This is a genomic window from Streptomyces sp. S07_1.15 (genome assembly GCF_020739505.1).
Taxonomy (GTDB): Bacteria; Actinomycetota; Actinomycetes; order Streptomycetales; family Streptomycetaceae; genus Streptomyces; species Streptomyces xinghaiensis.
In genome coordinates this window covers 2015329-2036478 of the sequence record NZ_JAJBZK010000001.1, presented here as the reverse complement: position 1 = coordinate 2036478, position 21150 = coordinate 2015329, and the positions used below count along the sequence as shown (strand labels likewise).

The following is a 21150-nucleotide window of genomic DNA, read 5'->3' as shown; positions in this document are numbered from 1 at the left end:
CAGGGCCCGGCTCCCCGATGACGGGGGAGCCGGGCCCTGCGCCGTGTCCCGGGCCGGTGCCGGGGGCGGAGAGGGGGACGCGGCCGGCGCCGGCCCGTCACGGGTGCTCACAGCCGGGCGCGTTTGAGGGCCATGTGGAGCAGCAGCCGGTCCTCGCCCTCGCCGAGGTCGAGGCCGGTGAGCCCGGCCACCCGCGACAGCCGGTAGTAGAGCGTCTGCCGGTGGATCGCCAGGGCCGCCGCCGCACGGCCCGCCTGCCCGGCGCAGTCGAGGAACACCTCGGCGGTCCGGGCGAGTTCGGCGTGCTCGGGGCGGAGCAGCCCGGCGACGGCCGGATCGGGCGCGGCGGCCGGGGGCAGCTCCGTCAGCATCCGGTACGGGCCGATGTCCTCCCAGCGCGCGACCGGGCCCAGCCGGGGTTCCGCCCGGGCCGCGCGGGCCGTGGCCAGCGCCTCCCGCCAGGCACGGGGCAGTTCCGCCAGGCCGTGCCGCGGCGCGCCGGTCCCCGCGGCCGCGCCCGCCGCCCGGGGCGAGCGGAGCAGCCGGTCCGCCGCCGCGCGGGCCGGGTCGGCCGGGTCCGCCGGCCGCGGCCGGACGAGCACGGCCAGCCCCTGGTCCGGTACGGCGCAGACGGCCAGCGCGCCCGGCAGCGCGGACAGCCCCGGCACCGGGCCGCCGTCCTCCCCGTCCGGCACGTCCAGTGCCCAGGGCGCGACCGCGGCCAGCGCCAGCGGGCCGTCCGCCGCGCCGCCCAGCCGGGCCCGCAGCTCCGTCCGCGCCGCCTCCCGGGTGACGGCCGGTCCGGTGAGCAGGTCCCGCAGCAGCTCGCCGAGTTCCGCCCCGGCCCGGGCCTCGGCGGCGAGCAGGTCCCCGATCCGGGCGGCGGTCTCCATGGCCCGGTCGATCCTGGGGTCCGGCGGGCCGCCGCCGGCGCCGGTCTCCAGATCCGCCAGATGGCCGTCGTCCAGCAGCCAGACGTAGCCGTGCACCACGCCCCGGTGGCGTACCGGGAGGCAGATCCGGCCGATCAGCACCCCGGCCGAGGGGTCCGGGGGGATGCGGACCGGACCCGTGGCCCGGCCGATGCCGAACGCCTCGAACCAGGCCCGTACGGCGGGGGTGGACCGGCGGTGGAGGATCGAGCGGGTGCGCACCGGGTCCAGCGCCGGGCCGCCCGTTCCGGGGCCCGCTCCGCCGCCCTCCCCGCCCGCTCCGCCGTCCGTGCCCTCGTCCGTGCCGTCGTCGTGGGCGCCGAAGGCGATCAGGCGGAAGTCCCGGTCCTCCAGGGTCGCGGGGGCCGCCAGCACCGCCGAGATCTCGTCCACGAGCTGCTGGTAGTCGCCGCGCATGCCACCGTCCTTCCCGGTTCCGGCCTTCATTCTCATACATCTGTCTGAGATCGCGGCCACGGCGGCGTGACAGCTGTCGATGGCGGGCAGCCGGAGGATTCCTTACGTTTCACGGAGGTTCTCCCCGCCCGCCGGAACCCCCGCCGGCGGCCGTCCCGCCCCCTGGAGGTGCCCCGTGCTGGGACCCGTGCTCCTCGCCGCCGCGCGCAGTGCCGGCGTCCGCCGTCTCGTCTCCTCCACCCCCGTCACCCGGCCCGTCGTGGACCGCTACATCGCGGGGGAGCGGCTGGACGACGCGGTGGCGGCCGTCCGGGCCCTCACCGGGCGCGGCCTGGAGGTGACCCTCGACCATCTGGGCGAGGACATCACCGACCCCGCGGAGGCACTCCGCAACCGGGACGCCTATCTGGCGCTCTGCGAGGCCCTGGCCGCCCTGGGCCTGGGGGAGCGGGCCGAGATGTCCGTGAAGCTCTCCGCCTTCGGCCAGGCGCTGCCCGGCGGCCACGACCTGGCCCTGGCGAACATCACCCCGGTGGCCGAGGCGGCGGCCGAGGCCGGGACGACCGTCACCCTCGACATGGAGGACCACACCACCACGGACTCCACCCTGGCGATCCTCCGCGAACTGCGCCGCCGCTTCCCGCAGACCGGCGCCGTGCTGCAGTCGTACCTCTTTCGCACCGAGGACGACTGCCGCGCGCTGGCCGGCGAGGGCTCCCGGGTGCGGCTGGTGAAGGGCGCCTACAAGGAGCCCGCGAGCGTGGCGCACCAGCGGCGGCGCGAGGTGGACCGGGCGTTCGTCCGCTGTCTGGGCATCCTCATGACCGGGCAGGGATATCCCATGATCGGCTCGCACGACCCGCGCATGGTCGCCATCGGCCAGGAGATGGCCCGCCGGGCCGGCCGCAAACCCGGTGAGTACGAGTTCCAGATGCTGTACGGCATCCGGGAGGCGGAGCAGGCGCGGCTGGCGGCCGAGGGACACCGGATGCGCGTCTACGTCCCGTACGGCACCGACTGGTACGGCTATTTCATGCGCCGGCTGGCCGAACGTCCGGCGAACGTGGCCTTCTTCCTGCGCTCCCTGGCCACCCGCGGCTGACGGCCGCGCCGGCCGCGGCGAGCGGACCTCCGCAACCTCGGCATCCTCCGTATCCCGTATCCCGCACTCCCCGCACACCCCAGCAACGAAGGAGACAACGGCCATCATGGACGCTGTGACCCAGGTCCCCGCGCCGGTCAACGAGCCGGTGCACACCTACGCACCCGGCAGCCCCGAGCGCGCGCGGCTGGAGGCGAAACTCAAAGAACTGGCGGACAACCCGGTCGAGCTGCCGATGACCATCGGCGGCGTCCGGCGGATGGGCGGCGGCGCACGCTTCGACGTGGTCCAGCCGCACGACCACGCGGCGCGGCTCGGCACCGCCGCCCACGCCACCGTCCAGGACGCGCGCGACGCGGTGGACGCGGCCCTCGCCGCCGCGCCCGCCTGGCGCGCCCTCTCCTTCGACGACCGGGCCGCCGTCTTCCTCCGGGCCGCCGAGCTGCTGGCCGGCCCGTGGCGCGAGACCATCGCCGCCTCGACGATGCTGGGCCAGTCCAAGACCGTCCAGCAGGCGGAGATCGACGCCCCCTGCGAGCTGATCGACTTCTGGCGCTTCAACGTGCACTACGCCCGCCGCATCCTGGCCGAGCAGCCGGTGGCCAACTCGCCCGGGGTGTGGAACCGGACCGACCACCGGCCGCTGGAGGGCTTCGTCTACGCGATCACGCCCTTCAACTTCAGCGCCATCGCGGGCAACCTCCCCACCGCACCCGCGATCATGGGCAATGTGGTGGTGTGGAAGCCGTCCCCGACGCAGACCCACGCCGCCGTGCTGCTGATGCGGCTGCTGGAGGAGGCCGGACTGCCGCCGGGCGTCATCAACCTCGTCACCGGTGACGGCCTGGCCGTCTCGGAGGTGGCCCTGGCCCACCCCGAGCTGGCGGGCATCCACTTCACCGGCTCCACCAAGACCTTCCAGTACCTGTGGAAGACGGTCGGCGAGAACATCGGGACGTACAAGACCTACCCGCGGCTGGTCGGCGAGACCGGCGGCAAGGACTTCATCGTCGCCCACCCCTCCGCCGACCCGGCGGTGCTCAGGACCGCGATGATCCGCGGTGCCTTCGAGTACCAGGGCCAGAAGTGCTCGGCCGCCTCCCGCGCCTATGTGCCGCGCTCCCTGTGGGAGAACGGGCTGCGCGAGGAGCTCACGGCCGAGGTCGACGCCCTGCCCATGGGGCACCCCGCGGACCTGTCGAACTTCCTCTCCGCCGTCATCGACGAGCGCGCCTTCGCCAAGAACAAGGCGGCCATCGAGCGGGCGAAGGCGGACCCGGCCATAGAGGTCGTGGCCGGCGGCACGTACGACGACAGCGTGGGGTACTTCGTCCGCCCGACCGTCCTGGTCTCCACCGACCCCTCGAACGAGATCTTCCGTGAGGAGTACTTCGGCCCGATCCTCGGCGTCTTCGTCTACGAGGACGGGGAGTACGAGGCGATGCTGGAGCAGATGGAGTCGGCCGCCCCGTACGGTCTGACCGGCGCCGTCATCGCGCAGGACCGGGCCGCGGCGGCCGACGCCTGCGAGAAGCTGCGGTTCGCGGCGGGCAACTTCTACATCAACGACAAGCCGACCGGCGCCGTCGTCGGCCAGCAGCCCTTCGGCGGCGGGCGGGCGTCCGGCACCAACGACAAGGCCGGCTCCCAGCAGAACCTGATGCGCTGGACCTCGACCCGCTCCATCAAGGAGACCCTGGTGCCGCCGGTGGAGGTCCGGTACCCGCACATGGGCTGAGCGCCGGACAGCGGGCCGGGAGGCCCCGCACATCCTCCTCCGGGGTGTGCGGGGCCTCCGCCGTGGGGCGCGGTCCCGGCCCGCGGCGGGTCCACCGGTGATCAGCCCCGCACGGTTCGAACTCCGTTACGGCGGAACGGAGTTGTCCGGCCGGGCCGGCCCGTTCGCCGCGCTCCGTCCGGCCCCGCGCCGGCGGTGGCCGTCAACCCGCTGTTCGCCGGTCCGCCCGATATGGCGTCTGGCGGACCGGCGGTGTCCGGCGGCAGCCTGGGAGCGGCACCAACCGCGCGACCGTACGACCGCACGTCCGTGGCACCGCATCCGGGAACGACCGTCCAGGGCAGGGGGATCCATGCCGTTCGCCGTATTCCGTACCGGAGGACACCACCGCGGACACCACCGCGGACACCACCGCGGACACCGGCGCAGACGCCGGCCGGGCGAGCGGCACGGTGCCGCCGCCGTCCTCGTCACCGCCGCCGCGCTGGTCCTCGGCGCCGTACCGCCCGCCACCGCCTCTGCCTCCGCATCCGCCTCGGCTTCCGATACCGATTCCCGGCCCGCCTCCCGGGCGGACGCCTTACGGCCCGTCGCGCCGCCGCCGGCCCACGCTCCGGCCGGTGACGCTCCGTCCGGCGGCGGCGCCGCGGCCCCGGACGGGCCGGACGCGGGGGCGGTTGAGACGGCCCGCAGCACCCGGCCCGTCGCCCCCGGCGTCGCCCTCACCTCCTTCGACCGGCTGCGGCCCGGGCCGTGGCTGCGCGCCGACGCCCTCACCGTCGACCTCGGCGGCGGCGCCCGCGTGGACCACCTCTCCTCCGGGACGGTGACGGGACGCGCCACCGTCCCGGAGATGGCCGCCGCGCACGACCCCGGCCCGGGCCGCCGCACCGTCGCCGCCGTCAACGCGGACTTCTTCGACCTCGGCACCGGAGCGCCGCTCGGGCCCGGCATCCGGGACGGCCGGCTCGTCGGCATGCCGTCCGGGGAGGCGCGGACGGCGGCCGGCATCGGCCCGGACGACGCGGGCCGCATCCTCGCCCTCTACTTCGACGGCACGGTCACCCTGCCGTCCGGCACCCACACCCTGCACGCCTACAACGCCGCCCGGGTCCCCGACGGCGGCATCGGGCTGTACACCCCGCAGTGGGGCGACGCCGACCGGGCGCACACCGTGGACGGGGCCGGGCGCACCGCCGAGGTCACCGTCGCGGACGGCCGGGTCCGCGAGACCGCCGTACGGCCCGGCCGGGGCCCGGTGCCGGAGGGCACCACCGTCCTCGTCGGCCGGGACGCCGGGGCGGACCTCCTCGCCGCCCTGCGGCCGGGCGACCCCGTGACCACCGAGTACCGGCCGCGGACCGACGGCGGCCCCGTACCGCGCACCGCCGTCGGCGGCCGCGGAGTGCTCGTGGCCGACGGGGAGCCCCAGGACTGGGAGGGCCGTCCCAACAACGAGCCCGCCCCGCGCACGGCCGTCGGCTTCTCCCGGGACGGCACCACCATGCACCTGCTGACCGTGGACGGCCGGCAGGCCGACAGCGGCGGCGCCACCCTCACCGAACTCGGCCTGCTGATGCGGGAGCTGGGCGCGCACAACGCCCTCAACCTGGACGGCGGCGGCTCCTCCACCCTGGTCGCGCGGGAAGCGGGCGGCACGGGCACGCGGGTGGAGAACAGCCCGGCGGACGGCAGGGCGCGCCCCGTCTCCAACGGCCTCGCGGTCACCGCCCCGGCGGGCAGCGGGCGGCTCACCGGCTTCCGGGTGGAGACGGTGACCGCGCCGGAGACCGCGCCGACCACCGGCCCCGTCCTCGGCGGCCGGCCCGACCGGGTCTTCCCCGGACTCACCCGCGCCCTCCGCGCCACCGGCCACGACGAGACCTACGGGCCCGCGGACGGCCGCCCGCGGTGGCGCGTCCGCTCCGGCGGTGCGGGCCGGATCGGCGATGACGGTGTGTTCACCGCCCGGCGCGGCGGTACCGCCGAGGTGGAGGCCCGGCGCGGGGCGGCCCGGGGCACGGCGCGGCTGACCGTGATCGGCGCCCTCGACCGGATCGTCCCCACCACCCCCCGGGTGGGCCTGGCGGACGCCTCGGCCACCGGCACCTTCGGCATCACGGGGCTGGACGCCCACGGCACCGAGGCCCCCGTCGAACCGGCCGACGTCCGGCTGGAGTACGACCGTTCCCGGTTCTCCGTCACCCCCGACGGCCGCGGCTCCTTCACCGTCGCCGCCCGCACGGAGGGCGGCTCCGGCCTGATCGAGGCGACGGTGCGGGGCCGCACGGCCGTCGTCGGCGTCACCGTCGGCCTGGAGGAGCGGGGGATCGCCGGCTTCGACGACGCCGGCGACTGGACGTTCTCGCAGGCCCGGGCCGACGGCTCGGTCGCCGCCGTCCCCGGCGGGCGCGAGGGCACCGGCCTGCGGATGAGCTACGACTTCACCCTCTCCACGGCCACCCGCGCCGCCTACGCCAATCCGCCCTCCCGGATCCCCGTCGCCGGGCAGCCGCAGTCCTTCCGGCTCTGGATCAAGGGAGACGGCAACGGGGCCTGGCCCTCGCTCCATCTCGTCGACGACCAGGACACGAGCCTGGTGCTCCGCGGACCGTTCGTCACCTGGACCGGCTGGCGGGAAGTGGAGTTCGAGGTGCCGCCCGGCACCGTCCACCCGCTGCGGGTGCGCCGCTTCTACCTCGCCGAGACGGATCCGCTGAAGCAGTACACCGGGGAGATCGTCATCGACGGCCTGACGGCCCGGGTGCCCCCGGACATCGACCTGCCCGCGGCCGAGCCGGTGCCCGATCCGCTCATCGACGGCGCCGCGGAGACCGGAGGCCGCGACTGGCGGTTCGCCGTGCTCTCCGACGCCCAGTTCACCGCGCGGGAACCGGACGGCCCGCTGGTCCGCCGGACCCGGCTCACCCTCCGCGAGATCAGGGCGTCCCGCCCCGAACTGCTCCTCGTCAACGGAGATCTGGTCGACGAGGGCTCGGCCGCGGACCTGGCGCTCGCCCGCCGGGTCCTGGAGGAGGAGCTCGGGGACGCGGTGCCCTGGGTGTACGTGCCCGGCAACCACGAGGTGATGGGCGGCTCGATCGAGCTGTTCGAGAAGGAGTTCGGCCCCGGTCACCGGGTCTTCGACCACCGGGGCACCCGGTTCATCACCCTCGACACCTCCCGGCTGACCGTCCGCGGCGGCGGGCTCGCGCAGATCCGGGCGGTCCGCGAAGAGCTGGAGCGGGCGGCCGCCGACCCGGGCACCGGCTCCGTGATCGTCGTCCAGCACGTACCGCCGCGCGACCCCACCCCGCAGCGCGCCTCGGAGCTCACCGACCGCAAGGAGGCGGCCCTGCTGGAGAGCTGGCTGGCGGACTTCCGCCGCACCAGCGGCAAGGGGGCCGCCGTCATCGGCGCCCACGTGGGCGTCTTCCACGCCTCACGGGTCGGCGGGGTCCCCTATCTCGTCAACGGCAACGCCGGGAAGGCACCCGCCGCGCCACCCGGCCGGGGCGGGTTCACCGGCTGGTCCACGGTGGGCGTCGACCGGATCACCGGGGCCGAGCGGGCCAGGGCACGGCAGCGGCCCTGGGAGGGCGGGCCGGACTGGATCTCCGTCCGCACCCGCCCGCACGTCGACGGGTTGCGGATGGACGGTCCCGACGCCCTGCCCGCCGGGGAGACGGCCCGCGTCACCGCCGCGGTGACGCAGGGGGAGGGAAGCGCGGCGCGGCAGGTCCCGGTGGGCTTTCCGGTGAGCGCCGACTGGACGGGCTCACCGAATCTGCGCATCGGCTCCCCGGACGGTGCCCGGCCGTGGCACGCCGCCGCGTACGACCCGGTGACCGGGACCCTCACGGCGCTGCGCCCGGCCACCGTGGTCCTGGCGGTGACGGTGAACGGCGTCACCGAGCGGAGGGACGTGCGGATCGCCGCCCCGCCGCCGGCCCTGCCCCCGGCCGGCACCACCGGGACGGGCTGAACCCGGCACCGGAACGGGCGGGCAGGGACGGCTGAGGGCCGCCGGCCGAAGGGAGCCGGCGGTCCTCGGTCCGTAGCGGTACGGAATCCGCCGTCTCAGATAGTAGGAAGTCCGAGTAATTGTGGAGACAGCGCGGCCCGGCTGTCCTAGCGTTGTAGGAAGCCGAGCTTGTCGCTGATCCAGCGGCCGGCGGACGCGGGCCGTGCCTCGCAGGCGATCCCTGCCGCACGCTGTCGCCCCCCGCCCCTCTCCGGTGATCCCCGCGCTCCCCGCACCCCTTCGTGCCTTCCGTTCCCCTCCCGCATTGGAGACGTGCCCCATGAACGCGACCGCAGCCCGGACCCGCCGCCGTACCGCTTCCCGTACCGCCGACAGCACCGCGCGGCAGGAAGCCGCCGCCGCCCTCCAGCGCGCCCTCGACCGCCGGGACAACGGCGGCGCCACCGGCCACGACCACTGACGCACAGGACCACTGACGGCCACGACCACTGACGTGCACGGTCCGCCCCGGCGGCCGGGGCTCCTCCCATGACCGCATCGTGGACGCCTCATGTCAGCAGCTGGGACGGGGAGTAGGGTGCCCGGCATGTCTCGCAGCATCGATCTCGCAGTGATCCCCGGTGACGGCATCGGCGGGGAGGTCGTGGCACAGGGCCTGAAGGTCCTGACCGCGGTGCTCCCCCAGGATGTGAAGCTGGAGTCCCGTAGTTACGACCTGGGCGCCAAGCGCTGGCACGCCACCGGCGAGACCCTGCCGGACGGCGAGCTGGAGTCGCTCCGCGGCCACGACGCCATCCTGCTCGGCGCCATCGGCGACCCGTCCGTGCCCTCCGGTGTCCTGGAGCGGGGCCTGCTGCTGAAGCTGCGCTTCGCCTTCGAGCACTACATCAACCTCCGCCCCTCGAAGCTCTTCCCGAACACGGCCACGCCGCTGGCGGGCCGCCCGGACATCGACTTCGTCGTGGTCCGCGAGGGCACCGAGGGCCCGTACACCGGCAACGGCGGCAGCCTGCGCACCGGCACGCCCGCGGAGGTGGCCACCGAGGTCAGCCTGAACACCGCGTACGGGGTGGAGCGGGTCGTCCGCGACGCCTACGAGCGGGCCGCCGCCCGGCCGCGGAAGAAGCTCACCCTGGTCCACAAGAACAATGTGCTGGTCCACGCCGGCCATCTGTGGAAGCGGATCTTCGACGCGGTCGGGGCCGAGTACCCGCAGGTCACGACCGACTATCTGCACGTCGACGCGGCGACCATCTTCTTCGTCACCCAGCCCGAGCGGTTCGATGTGATCGTCACCGACAACCTCTTCGGCGACATCCTCACCGACCTCGCGGCGGCCGTCACCGGCGGCATCGGCCTGGCGGCGTCCGGCAACATCAACCCGACCGGCGCCTTCCCGTCGATGTTCGAGCCCGTCCACGGCTCGGCCCCCGACATCGCCGGCCAGGGCAAGGCCGACCCCACGGCCACGATCCTCTCCGTCGCCCTGCTCCTGGACCACCTGGGATACGGCGCCGAGGCGGCCCGGATCGAGGCGGCCGTGGCCGAGGACCTCGCGGCCCGCAGTCCTGAGAAGCCCCGCACCACCGACGAGATCGGCGACGCCCTCGCCGGCCGGGTCTCCGGCTGACCTCTCCGCCCGGGAGCTCTCAACTCCGCGCGCCGCGGCCCCCGTTCCCCGCCGGGACGGGGGCCGCGGCGCGCGGGGCCGCCCCCGGCGGGGTCTCCCGGCGGTGTCCGCCGGGCGGCCCGTGACGTGCCCGCGGCCGCACGGCCCCTGACAAGCCCGGTGCGGGGGTGCGACCATCGACCCGGGTCCGTGCCGCCGCCGGCCCCGGACGACCGGTTTCCTCTCCCCGGCCCCATTGGCGATAATCGGGTGAAGCGGCCGCTTCGCGAGATACTCGGACGTCCTGCAAACGCCGGTGGCGAGTGCGCGGTCCGCCACGACTCACGGTGAAGGACAGCAGACATGACGACGCCCACGATCGAGCTCAAGCCCTCCGCGCACCCGCTGCCCACCGCGGAGCGGGAAGCGATCCTGGCCGCCCCCGGTTTCGGCCGCCACTTCACCGACAACATGGTGACGGTCAAGTGGACGGAGGGCCGCGGCTGGCATGACGCCGAACTCGTCCCCTACGCGCCGCTGTCCGTCGACCCGGCCAACATGACGCTGCACTACGCGCAGACCATCTTCGAGGGGCTCAAGGCCTACCGCCGGCCCGACGGCTCCGTCGCCACCTTCCGCCCCGAGGCCAATGCCGAGCGGTTCCGCTCCTCCGCCCGCCGCCTCGCCATGCCGGAGCTGCCCACCGAGCTCTTCCTCGCCGCCGTCGACGCCCTCATCACCCAGGACAAGGCGTGGGTCCCCGGCACCGGCGAGCAGTCCCTCTACATCCGGCCCTTCATGTTCGCCACCGAGGTCGGCCTCGGCGTCCGCCCCGCGAACGAGTACCTCTTCCTCGTCATCGCCTCGCCGGCCGGTGCCTACTTCCCCGGCGGTGTGAAGCCCGTCTCCGTCTGGCTCTCCGAGGAGTACGTCCGGGCGGCCCCGGGCGGCACCGGCGCCGCCAAGGCCGGCGGCAACTACGCCGCCTCCCTCGTCGCCCAGGCCCAGGCCGCCGAGCAGGGCTGCGACCAGGTGGTCTGGCTCGACGCCATCGAGCGCCGCTGGATCGAGGAGATGGGCGGCATGAACCTGTACTTCGTCCACGGCGGACCGGACGGCAAGCGGCGCATCACCACCCCGGAGCTCTCCGGGTCCCTCCTCCCCGGCATCACCCGCGCCTCCCTCCTGCAGATCGCCGCCGACCTCGGCCACGAGGTCGCCGAGGAGCGCATCTCCGTGGAGGACTGGCGCAACGGCAACGCCGACGGCTCGCTGACCGAGGTCTTCGCCTGCGGCACCGCCGCCGTGATCACCCCCGTCGGCTCGGTGAAGTCCGCCCGCGGCAACTGGACCGTGGGCGACGGCGAACCCGGCGAGGTCACTCTCCAGCTCCGCAAGGCCCTCCTCGACATCCAGACCGGCGCCGCCCCCGACCCGCACGGCTGGATGCACCGCGTCTGCTGACCCCCGCACGCCCGCCGGTGGCACGCCCGCCGGTGGCACGGATGCCGTGCCACCGGCGGTTTCCGGACAACTGACCGCATCCTGAGACAGGTGGGAACGCGGAGGCGCGGGTGTGCCAGACTGCCCCCGTGCTCTCGTTCGCCACGATTATTGGCAGCAGGCGCGCCGGTCCGCAGTGACCGCTGAACCGCAGCAGAACCGCGGCAGCGGACACCGTGTCCCAGGACCCGCGCGCAGACCTCTCGCACCCGCGAGAGGTTTTTTCGTTTTCCGGCCCACCCCATGCCGGTGAACGGAGCGCGGGGATCAGTGGAGGACGGTGGAACCGGTTCCCCCGTGTCCCCGGCAGGGGGGATCCCAGGTAGACCGAGATCCCGACAGGAGTTCGGAAGAGTCATGACGGACGCAAGCGGCCCCGCTCAGGGGGACGACAGTTTCCACGTCTTCGACACCACGCTGCGCGACGGAGCGCAGCGCGAGGGCATCAATCTCACCGTCGCCGACAAGCTGAAGATCGCGCGGTATCTGGACGACTTCGGTGTGGGGTTCATCGAGGGCGGCTGGCCCGGCGCCAACCCGCGGGACACGGAGTTCTTCCAGCGCGCCCGCGCCGAGATCGACTTCCGGCACGCGCGGCTCGTCGCGTTCGGCGCCACCCGCAAGGCGGGGGTGCGGGCGGAGGACGACCCGCAGGTCCAGGCCCTGCTGGACTCCGGCGCCCCGGTGGTCACGCTGGTCGCCAAGTCCCACGACCGCCACGTCGAGCTGGCCCTGCGCACCAGCCTCGACGAGAACCTGGCGATGATCCGGGACACCGTGGCCCATCTGCGGGCCGAGGACCGGCGGGTCTTCCTCGACTGCGAGCACTTCTTCGACGGCTATCGCGCCAACCCGGGCTACGCCAAGCAGGTCGTCCGCACGGCGTACGAGGCCGGGGCCGATGTGGTCGTCCTCTGCGACACCAACGGCGGGATGCTGCCCGCGCAGATCCAGGCCGTGGTGGCCACCGTTCTGGCCGACACCGGCGCGCGGCTGGGCATCCACGCCCAGGACGACACCGGCTGCGCGGTGGCCAACACGCTGGCGGCCGTGGACGCGGGCGCCACGCACGTCCAGTGCACCGCCAACGGCTACGGCGAGCGGGTCGGCAACGCCAACCTCTTCCCGGTCACGGCCGCCCTGGAGCTCAAGTACGGGCGCCGGGTGCTGCCGCCCGGGGCGCTGGCCGAGATGACCCGGATCTCGCACGCGATCGCGGAGGTCGTCAACCTCACGCCCTCCACCCACCAGCCCTATGTGGGGGTCTCCGCCTTCGCGCACAAGGCCGGGCTGCACGCCTCGGCGATCAAGGTGGACCCGGACCTCTACCAGCACATCGACCCCGAGCTCGTCGGCAACACCATGCGGATGCTGGTGTCCGACATGGCCGGCCGCGCCTCCATCGAGCTCAAGGGCAAGGAGCTCGGCATCGACCTCGGCGGCGACCGGGACCTGATCGCCCGGGTGGTCGACCGCGTCAAGGAGCGCGAGCTCGCGGGCTACACCTACGAGGCGGCCGACGCCTCCTTCGAGCTGCTGCTCCGGGCCGAGGTCGACGGCCGGGCCCGCCGCCACTTCCGCACCGAGTCCTGGCGGGCCATCGTCGAGGACCGGCCGGACGGCACCCACGCCAACGAGGCGACCGTCAAGCTGTGGGCCAAGGGGGAGCGGATCGTCGCGACGGCCGAGGGCAACGGCCCGGTCAACGCCCTGGACCGGGCGCTCCGGGTCGGTCTGGAGCGGATCTACCCGCAGCTGGCCGGGATGGAGCTCGTCGACTACAAGGTGCGGATCCTGGAGGGCCGGCACGGCACCGGGTCCACCACCCGGGTGCTGGTCACGACCGAGGACGGCGAGGGGGAGTGGTCGACCGTGGGCGTCGCCGACAACGTCATCGCGGCCTCCTGGCAGGCCCTGGAGGACGCGTACACCTACGGTCTGCTGCGGGCGGGCGTGGAGCCCGCCGAGGAGCTGTAGCGCCGCGGCTCCATGCCCGCGCCCCGGCCGGAGGGACTCCGGCCGGGGCGGGTGCGGGGGACGAACGGGGGCCGCGGCTCCCGGGGGTGGCGGGTGCCGGGATCAGGCGGCCGGCGCGGACTTGACCGCCGAGATGTCGAAGGTCAGCTTCACCTTGTCGCCGACCAGGACACCCCCGGTCTCCAGGGCCGCGTTCCAGGTCAGGCCCCAGTCGGAGCGCAGGATCTGCGTGCTGCCCTCGAAGCCGACGCGCTCGTTGCCGTAGACGTCCGTGGCGGCGCCGTTGAACTCCAGGTCGATGGAGAGCGGGCGGGTGACGTCCTTGATGGTGAGGTCCCCGGTGACGCGGTAGACGTCCTCGCCCAGCGGCTCCACGGCGGTGCTGCGGAACGTCATCAGGGGGTACGTCCCGGCGTCGAAGAAGTCCGCGCCGACGAGGTGCTGGTCGCGGTCCTTGATGCCGGTGTCCACACCGGCGATCCGCACATCGACCGAGGCGGTGGAGCGGGCGGGGTCGGAGCCGTCGAGGTGGAGCCGGCCCTCGTGGTCACCGAAGGAGCCGCGCACGTTGGTCACCATGGCGTGCCGCACGGTGAAGGCGATGTCGCTGTGGGCCGGGTCGATGGTGTAGTCGCCGGTCAGGGCGGCGAGGCCGGGGGCGGCGGCCGGCCCGGCGGCGGTAGCGGTCGCGGTGGCCGCTTCCGGAGCGGTGGTCGTGGCGGGTCCGGTGCTGCGGGCGCTCTTGCGGGTGAACAGAGCCATGGCTCCTCCTCGGCTGGATCAAAGGTTGTTTAGCGTTCAACAAGTTCGACTGTAGGGGATGGTTGTTCAAAGTTCAAGTAAGCCTCGCCGGGTGGCCCATGGCGGGCCGTCCGTGGCGTCTCTTTGTGGGAACCCCACACCTCTGAGGCGCGGCAGTAGTCGGAGGCCGGCGCGACAAGGGCGGTTCTGTCCAAGCCGGCCAGGAATCGGCGGCGGAGACTGTGCGGAATCTACGCACGGTTTCCGGGGTCGGGTTTCGTAGGGTCGGTACATGACCCTTCTGGACGAGACGCCACCCGAGGCGAGCGATGCCCGTGGGCGGGTGGCGGAACTGCGCGCCATCCGCGAGCAGGTCCGGCGCGGCCCGAGCGACCGGGCCACCGAGGCACAGAAGGCCAAGGGCAAGCTGACCGCCCGCGAGCGGATCGACCTCCTCCTGGACGAGGGCTCCTTCAACGAGGTGGAGCCGCTGCGCCGGCACCGGGCCACCGGCTTCGGCCTGGAGGCCAAGCGCCCGTACACCGACGGTGTCATCACCGGCTGGGGCACCGTGGAGGGCCGGACGGTCTTCGTCTACGCCCACGACTTCCGCATCTTCGGCGGCGCGCTGGGCGAGGCCCACGCCACCAAGATCCACAAGATCATGGACATGGCCATCGCCGCCGGAGCGCCGCTGGTCTCCCTCAACGACGGGGCCGGCGCCCGCATCCAGGAGGGCGTCAGCGCCCTCGCCGGCTACGGCGGCATCTTCCAGCGGAACACCCGGGCCTCCGGCGTGATCCCGCAGATCTCGGTGATGCTCGGCCCCTGCGCCGGCGGCGCGGCCTACAGCCCCGCCCTCACCGACTTCGTCTTCATGGTCCGCGAGACCTCGCAGATGTTCATCACCGGCCCGGACGTCGTGCGCGCGGTGACCGGCGAGGAGATCAGCCAGAACGGCCTCGGCGGCGCCGATGTGCACGCCGAGACCTCCGGGGTGTGCCACTTCGCGTACGACGACGAGGAGACCTGCCTCCACGAGGTCCGCTACCTGCTGTCGCTGCTGCCGCAGAACAACCGGGAGAACCCGCCTGCGGCGCCCTCCGACGACCCGGCCGGCCGGCGCGGCGAGGCCCTGCTCGACCTGGTGCCGGCCGACGGCAACCGCCCGTACGACATGCGCAAGGTCATCGAGGAGCTCGTCGACGACGGTGAACTGCTGGAGGTCCACGAGCGCTGGGCCACCAACGTCATCGTCGCGCTGGCCCGCCTCGACGGCCAGGTCGTCGGCGTCATCGCCAACCAGCCCCAGTCCCTCGCGGGCGTGCTGGACATCGAGGCCAGCGAGAAGGCCGCGCGCTTCGTCCAGATGTGCGACGCCTTCAACATCCCCCTGGTCACCCTGCTGGACGTCCCCGGCTTCCTCCCGGGCGTCGCCCAGGAGCACGGCGGCATCATCCGGCACGGCGCCAAGCTGCTCTACGCGTACTGCAATGCCACCGTTCCGCGGATCTCGGTGATCCTGCGGAAGGCGTACGGCGGCGCGTACATCGTGATGGACAGCCAGTCCATCGGAGCCGACCTCACCTACGCCTGGCCCACCAACGAGATCGCCGTCATGGGCGCCGAGGGCGCCGCGAACGTCGTCTTCCGCAAGCAGATCGCCGACGCCGAGGACCCCGAGGCCATGCGCGCCGCGATGGTCAAGGAGTACAAGGCCGAGCTGATGCACCCCTACTACGCCGCCGAGCGCGGCCTGGTCGACGACGTCATCGACCCGGCCGAGACCCGCGAGGTGCTGATCCGGTCCCTGGCCATGCTGCGGACCAAGCACGCCGACCTGCCCTCCCGCAAGCACGGCAACCCGCCGCAGTAACGGCAGTCACGGAGAGAACACCCATGAACGCAGCCAACTTCCTGCGCGTCGAGAAGGGCCAGGCCGGCCCCGAGGAGCTGGCCGCCCTCACCGCCGTCCTGCTCGCCCGGGCCACCGCGCCGGGCCATCACGGCCCGCGCCGCCACACCCCGGCCCGTCCGCACCGCACCGCACCCCGCTGGCACCGCCCGGAGCGCGGTCCCGGCTTCCGGGCTCCGCACAGCTGGCAGGGCTGAGGCGGCCGGAGCACCGCGCCGCCGCCGGCGGCCGGCACCGAGTGCGCCGGGGCGCCCGCGGCACCCACGGCGGGCCCGGACCGGGACAACACCCCGGTCCGGGCCCGCCGTGCGTTCTGCCCGCCGCCCCAGGCCCGCTGTACGGCCGTCCGCAGGCCTCACCGCACGCGAGAGGTCCCCGCACCCCTTTCCGGGGTACGGGGACCTCTCGTCGCGTACGGGGAGCCGCCGCGGGCGGTCAGCGCAGGCGTGCCATGAGGGCGTGTTCGACGAGGGTGATGAGGGCGCTCTTGGCGTCGGCGCGGTGGCGTGCGTCGGTGGTGATGATGGGGGCGTCGGGGCCGATCTGGAGGGCTTCGCGGACTTCTTCGGGGGTGTAGGGCTGGTGTCCGTCGAAGCCGTTGAGGGCGATGACGAAGGGGAGGCCGCTGTTCTCGAAGTAGTCGACGGCGGGGAAGCAGTCGGCGAGGCGGCGGGTGTCGACGAGGACGACGGCGCCGATGGCGCCGCGGACGAGGTCGTCCCACATGAACCAGAAGCGGTCCTGTCCGGGGGTGCCGAACAGGTACAGGATCAGGTCCTGGTCCAGCGTGATGCGGCCGAAGTCCATCGCCACGGTCGTCGTGGTCTTGTCCGGCGCGTGCGTCAGGTCGTCGATCCCCGCGGAGGCAGAGGTCATCACGGCCTCGGTGCGCAGGGGATTGATCTCCGAGACCGCGCCGACGAACGTGGTCTTGCCCACGCCGAAGCCGCCCGCCACCACAATCTTCGCGGAAGTGGTGGAGCGTGCCGCGCCGCTAGAGCTTCCGAAGTCCACTGAGCACCCTTTCGAGCAGTGTCACGTCTGGCTGGCCGCCGGCGGACTCGTCGCCGCCGGGCTGATGGATGGCGACAAGCCCGGCCTCGGCCAAGTCGGCGACGAGGATTCGGGCGACGCCGAGAGGAATGGTGAGGAGCGCGGAGACCTCGGCAACCGACTTGATCTCCCGGCACAGATGGCAGATCCGCTGGTGCTCCGGCAGCTGGCCCTGCAGCTGGCCCGGGGCCGCCGTGGTGTGCACCAGCGCCTCGATGGCGAGCTGGTAGCGCGGACGGGTCCGGCCGCCGGTCATGGCGTACGGCCGCACCAGGGGGTTCCTGCTGCCGGCCGCGGGGGAGCCGTGCCGGCGCTGCTGCTGCGGCTGCTGATGCTGGGGTTGCTGCTGGGGCGGCGGCTGCTCGTACGGGGAGCGTTGCGGAGGCGGCTCCTGGTGGTGACCGGGAGCGGAGGGGTAGTCGTACCGCTGGCCGGGGTCGCCCTGTGGCTGGTGTTGGTATCCGCCATAGGGGTACCCGCTCGGGGGCGTTGCCACGTCTTCCTCCTCCAACTGCCTCTGCTCTGCCGGTCCCCGTTGCTGTGACGGTTCCGCGTCACCGCACCTTATGGCGCGGTGACGTGAAACGCACGGTGTCTCTGTCAGTTGAGAAGACTTCCCTGGAGTTCGGCTCGGAGGTCCGGGGTGAGGACGGTTCCGGCGCGGTCGACCAGGAGGGCCATCTCGTAGCCCACGAGGCCGATGTCGCACTCGGGGTGGGCGAGGACGGCCAGGGAGGAACCGTCGGAGACGGACATGATGAAGAGGAACCCCCGTTCCATCTCCACCACGGTCTGGTTGACGGCGCCGCCCTCGAAGATGCGGGAGGCGCCGGCCGTCAGCGACGTCAGGCCGGAGGCGACGGCCGCCAGCTGGTCGGCGCGGTCGCGCGGGAACCCTTCGGACATCGCGAGGAGGAGTCCGTCGGCGGATACCACCACGGTGTGGGACACCCCGGGGGTGTTGTCCACGAAGTTGGTGATCAACCAGTTCAGGTTCTGCGCCGCCTGGCTCATCGGGCTCACACTAACGCTCCTGATCGTAGGTGCTGCTGCCGCCGGGGCCGAAGCCCTGGTGGCCTGTGTCCGTTCCCGCGTTACGTCCCCGCTGGACGCCGCGGCGCAGGTTGCTCAACCTGCCGCGGACGTCCTCCGGGGCGCGGGAGACCGAGGGGCCGCCCTGCGGGGTTTGTTCTGCGGTGCCCTCGACCAGGTTGGCCTTGGGTACCCGACGGGGGAGACCGGAGGGGGTCACCCCGCCTGCCTTGGGCTCCCGGAGACGCTCGGCCCGGTGCCAGCGGTCGTCGTTCGCCGAGCGCCAGTCCGGGTCGTCCGTCGGAGAGGTCTCCTGCGGCTTCTGCTCCCGTTCCCCGGACGGCTGCCAGACCTTGTCCCGGCGGGGGAGACCCGCGCCGGTCAGGGACTGGGCGCCGCTCGCGGAGGGGCCCGGACGTTCGAAGCCTACGCTTTCCGGCCGGTCAGCGGGAGCGTCGGAGGGTTCCGATTCCGGTCCGTGATCCGGTCCGTGATCCGGTTCGTACCGGTCGTCCCGGCCGAAGGGCTCGGACCACTGGTCCTGCGCGGGCTGCGCGGGCTGCGCGCCGAAGGGCGAGTACGACTGCTGGTCAGCAGGGGCGGCTTCGCCGTAGGCCGCATCAGGATAGCCGTTCTGCTGGTAACCCGCGTCCTGGTAACCGGAGTTCCGGAAGTCCTGTCCGGCGAAGTCCTGCCCGGCGTAGTCCTGCTCCGGATAGGCGGCCCGGGGATATTCCGCTTCGTAGCCCTGGGGCTCCTGCGGGACCTCCTGGTGGTACCCCTGCGGCTCCCTCTCGTCCCGGTACACCGGCTGCTGCTCGGCCGAGGCCTCCAGCTGGGCCCGGCGCTCCTCCCTGAGCCGGGAGCGGCCCACGGAGTCCAGTTCCCGGGCGTCGTCGGGTGCCCGCTCGTAACGGGACTCGTCGAAGCCGAGTTCGGCCGCCGTCCGGGCCGGGATCTGGTGCTCCTGGACGCCGCCGTAGGCCTGCGGCTGCTCCGGGACGATCCGGGAGACCGTGAAGTCGTCCTCGGAGGGCTGCTCGCCGCCACCGCCGTGGGTGATGTTCTCGGGCAGCATGACCAGCGAGGTGGTGCCGGCCTGCTCGCCGGAGGGGCGGAGCTGGACGCGGATGCCGTGCCGGTCCGCGAGGCGGCCGACCACGAAGAGGCCCATGCGCCGGGCGACCGCCACGTCCACGGTGGGCGGGTTGGCCAGCTTGTGGTTGATGTCCGCGAAGTCCTCGGCGGTCAGGCCGATGCCCTTGTCGTGGATCTCGACCATGATGCGGCCGTCGGGGAGCCGGGTCGCGGTGACCCGCACCTTGGTCTGCGGGGAGGAGAACGAGGTGGCGTTCTCCAGCAGCTCGGCGAGGAGGTGCACGAGGTCGGAGACCGCGGTGCCGTGGATCTCCGTCTCCGGGACGCCGCTCAGTTCGATGCGCTCGTACTGCTCCACCTCGGAGGCGGCGGCGCGGAGCACGTCGATCAGCGGGACCGGCTGGTTCCAGCGGCGGCCGGGCTCCTCACCCGCGAGGACCAGGAGGTTCTCACCGTTGCGGCGCATGCGCGTCGCGAGGTGGTCCATCTTGAACAGGTTCTCCAGCTGGTCCGGGTCCGCCTCGTTGTTCTCGAGGTCCGTGATCAGGGTGAGCTGGCGTTCGATGAGGCCCTGGTTGCGGCGGGAGAGGTTGGTGAAGATCGCGTTGACGTTGCCTCGGAGGAGCGCCTGCTCGGAGGCGAGCCGGACCGCCTCGCGGTGGACCTGGTCGAAGGCGCGGGCCACCTCGCCGATCTCGTCGCGGCTGGTGATCGGGATGGGCTCGACGCGGGTGTCGACCCGGCCCGGGTCGGTCCGCGAGAGCTGGTCGACGAGGCCCGGCAGGCGCTGCTCGGCCACGTCGAAGGCGGCGTTGCGCAGGCGCTGCATGGAGCGGCTCATCGAGCGGGCGGTCATACCGGCCAGGATGAAGGCGGCCAGCAGGGCGAGGACCACCAGGACACCGGTGATGATGGCTTCCCGCTGGGCGTCGCTGGAGATGTTCCGGGTCTCGGCCACCGCGTCGTCGACGAGCTTCTTCTCCACCGAGCGGTAGGCGTCGAACTTGCCGGTCGCGGTGGCGAACCAGGTCTCCGGGGTGATGCCGGCTTCCTTCAGCTCGTCGCCGTTCCGGTTGGTGGCGATCGAGGTGACCATCTTGTCGAAGGAGGGCGGCGGGATGAAGACGGTCCCGGCGGCGTCCGCCTGCCGCTTGGCCTCCTCGACCTTCTCCTTGCCCTTCTCCTGGGCGTCCCGCAGCGCGCTCTCCAGCAGCTGCTGGTCCTGCGGCGTGCCGCCGCCCACGTACTCGCCGAGGGCGATGTTCTCCAGGTAGGCGTACGAGCTGAAGGCGGTGAGCTGGGCGCCGCGGCTGGCCGCGTCGGGACCCGGCTTGACCAGCAGGTGCATACCGATGGAGCGCTCCAGCGAGAGCGCGGCCTTGGTCAGCGAGATCGCGTAGACCGTGCGGCCGTAGCTGGTGACGTTGCCGGTGCCGAGGCCGAGTTCGTTGGCGAACTCCATCAGGACGTGCTGGACCCGGACGTAGTTCTCCTCGGTCTGCACCCCGGGGAGCTTGCTGGTGTAGGCGTTCTCGCGGAGGCTCTCGAGCTGGGGCTCGACCTCGCGGTAGGCGTCCAGCCGGCGGTTGAGGCCCGGCCGGTCGGGCATGTCCTGGACAGCGGCTTCGAAGTCCTGGCGGGCCGCGTCGCTCGCGGCGCGGGCCTTGGTGACGACCTTGCTGTCCCGGTCGCCCGCGAGGAGCGGGGCGGCGGTGACGTCACGCTCGTCCAGCAGCAGGTGACCATAGGTGGCGGCGGCCCGGACGAGACGCGCGGTGCGCTCGGCCTCGTTCGCCTCCTGCAGCGTGTTGATCGAGCCGTTGACCTGGAAGAGACCCAGGACCAGGCCGACCAGGACGGGGATCAGCAGAATCGCGTTCAGCTTGGCGGGCACCCGCCAGTTCTGCACGGAGAAACGGCTGCCGCGCGGCGGCGGCGGGGACGGCTCGTGCCCCTCCGCGGAGGGTGGCGCCGCTGTGCGCGACGGCGGGGTGAAGTTGCCGCGCGACGCCTCGTGCGACGCGGGGCCGGACTTGCTTCGCCTCACT

Annotated in this window: 15 protein-coding genes; 9 read left to right on the top strand and 6 right to left on the bottom strand. The window is 73.3% G+C overall.

Going from position 1 to position 21150, the window contains the following annotated elements:
• Positions 1-107 precede the first annotated feature (107 nt).
• On the bottom strand, positions 108-1349 hold the full coding sequence (locus tag LIX60_RS08590) for a CdaR family transcriptional regulator (RefSeq protein ID WP_227957922.1): 1242 nt from the start codon (positions 1347-1349) through the stop codon (positions 108-110).
• A 175-nt stretch (positions 1350-1524) separates the two neighbouring features.
• Between LIX60_RS08590 and LIX60_RS08585 the strand changes: the two genes are divergently transcribed.
• From LIX60_RS08585 to cimA, 7 genes are all read left to right on the top strand, one after another.
• Positions 1525-2451 (top strand): proline dehydrogenase family protein, encoded by a 927-nt coding sequence (locus LIX60_RS08585; protein WP_227957921.1) that lies wholly within the window; start codon positions 1525-1527, stop codon positions 2449-2451.
• Positions 2452-2557: 106 nt separating this feature from the next.
• Positions 2558-4189, top strand: coding sequence for an L-glutamate gamma-semialdehyde dehydrogenase (gene pruA, locus LIX60_RS08580; RefSeq protein WP_227957920.1), 1632 nt, complete (start codon positions 2558-2560; stop codon positions 4187-4189).
• A 352-nt stretch (positions 4190-4541) separates the two neighbouring features.
• Positions 4542-8174 carry a phosphodiester glycosidase family protein gene (locus tag LIX60_RS08575; RefSeq protein WP_227957919.1) on the top strand — a complete coding sequence of 1211 codons (3633 nt, stop codon included), beginning with the start codon at positions 4542-4544 and terminating at the stop codon, positions 8172-8174.
• A gap of 319 nt (positions 8175-8493) precedes the next feature.
• Entirely contained in the window at positions 8494-8634 is a 141-nt protein-coding gene (locus tag LIX60_RS08570; protein ID WP_019709886.1) for a hypothetical protein, read from the top strand.
• 126 nt (positions 8635-8760) lie between these two features.
• Positions 8761-9804 carry a 3-isopropylmalate dehydrogenase gene (locus LIX60_RS08565; RefSeq protein ID WP_227957918.1) on the top strand — a complete coding sequence of 348 codons (1044 nt, stop codon included), beginning with the start codon at positions 8761-8763 and terminating at the stop codon, positions 9802-9804.
• Positions 9805-10146: 342 nt separating this feature from the next.
• Positions 10147-11247: a branched-chain amino acid aminotransferase gene (locus LIX60_RS08560; protein WP_227957917.1), complete on the top strand. Its 1101-nt coding sequence runs from the start codon at positions 10147-10149 to the stop codon at positions 11245-11247.
• 396 nt (positions 11248-11643) lie between these two features.
• On the top strand, positions 11644-13263 hold the full coding sequence (gene cimA, locus LIX60_RS08555) for a citramalate synthase (protein ID WP_227957916.1): 1620 nt from the start codon (positions 11644-11646) through the stop codon (positions 13261-13263).
• A gap of 102 nt (positions 13264-13365) precedes the next feature.
• On the opposite strand, the gene LIX60_RS08550 is transcribed toward cimA, so the two are convergent.
• On the bottom strand, positions 13366-14025 hold the full coding sequence (locus tag LIX60_RS08550; protein ID WP_227957915.1) for a YceI family protein: 660 nt from the start codon (positions 14023-14025) through the stop codon (positions 13366-13368).
• Between the two features lie 271 nt (positions 14026-14296).
• On the opposite strand from LIX60_RS08550, the gene LIX60_RS08545 reads away from it, so the two are divergent.
• The gene (locus tag LIX60_RS08545) at positions 14297-15880 is read left to right on the top strand and encodes an acyl-CoA carboxylase subunit beta (RefSeq protein WP_227957914.1); all 1584 of its coding nucleotides are present in this window, start codon (positions 14297-14299) and stop codon (positions 15878-15880) included.
• A 23-nt stretch (positions 15881-15903) separates the two neighbouring features.
• Complete coding sequence (locus tag LIX60_RS08540) at positions 15904-16116, top strand: acyl-CoA carboxylase epsilon subunit (RefSeq protein WP_227957913.1); 213 nt, start codon at positions 15904-15906, stop codon at positions 16114-16116.
• Positions 16117-16354: 238 nt separating this feature from the next.
• Here the strand turns inward: LIX60_RS08540 and LIX60_RS08535 are convergent, their stop codons facing one another.
• From LIX60_RS08535 to LIX60_RS08520, 4 genes are all read right to left on the bottom strand, one after another.
• Positions 16355-16933, bottom strand: a complete 579-nt coding sequence (locus tag LIX60_RS08535) for an ATP/GTP-binding protein (protein WP_078650299.1) — start codon at positions 16931-16933, stop codon at positions 16355-16357.
• Positions 16914-17468, bottom strand: coding sequence for a DUF742 domain-containing protein (locus LIX60_RS08530; RefSeq protein ID WP_227957912.1), 555 nt, complete (start codon positions 17466-17468; stop codon positions 16914-16916). Before LIX60_RS08530 ends, LIX60_RS08535 begins: the two co-directional genes overlap by 20 nt.
• A gap of 104 nt (positions 17469-17572) precedes the next feature.
• Positions 17573-17986, bottom strand: coding sequence for a roadblock/LC7 domain-containing protein (locus tag LIX60_RS08525; protein ID WP_019709877.1), 414 nt, complete (start codon positions 17984-17986; stop codon positions 17573-17575).
• 10 nt (positions 17987-17996) lie between these two features.
• A complete protein-coding gene (locus LIX60_RS08520) occupies positions 17997-21149 on the bottom strand; it encodes a nitrate- and nitrite sensing domain-containing protein (protein WP_227957911.1) in 3153 nt (1050 codons plus the stop codon).
• Position 21150 lies beyond the last annotated feature (1 nt).

What these genes read in the sequence shown, in the direction of transcription:
- LIX60_RS08590 (WP_227957922.1), bottom strand. Translation starts at nt 1,349, where the DNA reads ATGCGCGGCGACTACCAGCAGCTCGTGGACGAGATCTCGGCGGTGCTG.
- pruA (WP_227957920.1), top strand. Translation starts at nt 2,558, where the DNA reads ATGGACGCTGTGACCCAGGTCCCCGCGCCGGTCAACGAGCCGGTGCAC.
- LIX60_RS08575 (WP_227957919.1), top strand. Translation starts at nt 4,542, where the DNA reads ATGCCGTTCGCCGTATTCCGTACCGGAGGACACCACCGCGGACACCAC.
- LIX60_RS08570 (WP_019709886.1), top strand. Translation starts at nt 8,494, where the DNA reads ATGAACGCGACCGCAGCCCGGACCCGCCGCCGTACCGCTTCCCGTACC.
- LIX60_RS08565 (WP_227957918.1), top strand. Translation starts at nt 8,761, where the DNA reads ATGTCTCGCAGCATCGATCTCGCAGTGATCCCCGGTGACGGCATCGGC.
- LIX60_RS08560 (WP_227957917.1), top strand. Translation starts at nt 10,147, where the DNA reads ATGACGACGCCCACGATCGAGCTCAAGCCCTCCGCGCACCCGCTGCCC.
- cimA (WP_227957916.1), top strand. Translation starts at nt 11,644, where the DNA reads ATGACGGACGCAAGCGGCCCCGCTCAGGGGGACGACAGTTTCCACGTC.
- LIX60_RS08550 (WP_227957915.1), bottom strand. Translation starts at nt 14,025, where the DNA reads ATGGCTCTGTTCACCCGCAAGAGCGCCCGCAGCACCGGACCCGCCACG.
- LIX60_RS08545 (WP_227957914.1), top strand. Translation starts at nt 14,297, where the DNA reads ATGACCCTTCTGGACGAGACGCCACCCGAGGCGAGCGATGCCCGTGGG.
- LIX60_RS08540 (WP_227957913.1), top strand. Translation starts at nt 15,904, where the DNA reads ATGAACGCAGCCAACTTCCTGCGCGTCGAGAAGGGCCAGGCCGGCCCC.
- LIX60_RS08525 (WP_019709877.1), bottom strand. Translation starts at nt 17,986, where the DNA reads ATGAGCCAGGCGGCGCAGAACCTGAACTGGTTGATCACCAACTTCGTG.